2 protein-coding genes are annotated in these 856 nt (G+C 43.6%); one reads left to right on the top strand and one right to left on the bottom strand.

Annotated elements, in window-relative coordinates; all coding sequences use genetic code 11:
* A partial coding sequence (locus A3750_RS24830; protein ID WP_156498395.1) for an ATP-binding cassette domain-containing protein occupies window positions 1-170 on the bottom strand: 170 nt, incomplete at its 3' end.
* Between the two features lie 523 nt (window positions 171-693).
* Here A3750_RS24830 and A3750_RS24825 point away from each other — a divergent pair.
* The coding region (locus A3750_RS24825; protein ID WP_156498394.1) for a 2Fe-2S iron-sulfur cluster-binding protein at window positions 694-856 on the top strand (163 nt) is incomplete at its 3' end.

The raw sequence follows: 856 nt of genomic DNA, 5'->3' as shown, positions 1-856 counted from the left end.
TCATCCGGCTTTACAACGCCGTAGATGATTTTCATCAAAGTACTCTTGCCAGCGCCGTTCTCACCAAGCAGAGCGTGGATCTCACCCTGCTCAACCGACAATGCTACAGATCGATTCGCGACTGTGCCCGGATAACGCTTCGTGATGCCTTTTAGTTCTATACGCTTCATTTATTTACCTGACCGTCAGGATAGTCTTTTGCTAAACTTTCATTTTGTCTCGCGCTACTAAGCAAAGCGCTTGCCAAAAACTCAGCGAAGAAAAACTTTTCTATAAAAACAATAGTATTGCCTAACCGGTCAGAAATATAACCGCATTAACCTCAAAAGCAACGAAGCAAAAAGCTATAACAGCCTTATAGCTTATAACAACCACCACAACAGAAAATTGACCAACTAGTCATAATTTGATTTGTGACAATCGAATTACAAGCCAAAATTAGGCTAAAAGAATGCAGTAAATTCATCAGCTTAATTAGTGCTAAGTCACTTTTTACAAATTTACCTTACCAACTGGTCAAGTTTTTATTATAGAATCATTCCAGCACATCAGCGGGTCGGTGCGACCAGATTATAAGCCTTGCTTATTTGCGGAATCATACATCGCGACTAAAACATAAGCGGTGGCAAATCCAGGTATTGAAAGGTTGCACCGGGCGCGAACAACGACATACTCAAGAGCAGAGGAAACGCCGTGATTACGTTTTTCTTAAATGGTCAGCAGGTCAGTGAATCAAGTATCCAGCCGGATATGACCGTGCTTCGCTACTTACGCACGCGCCAAACCCTTACTGGCACAAAAGAAGGCTGCGGCTCTGGTGACTGTGGTGCTTGCTCGGTACTTGCCGGCGAAATGG

This window comes from Oleiphilus sp. HI0079, from assembly GCF_001635105.1.
Note: the sequence above shows the minus strand (reverse complement) of the source record. Positions and strands in the feature narration are given on the sequence as shown.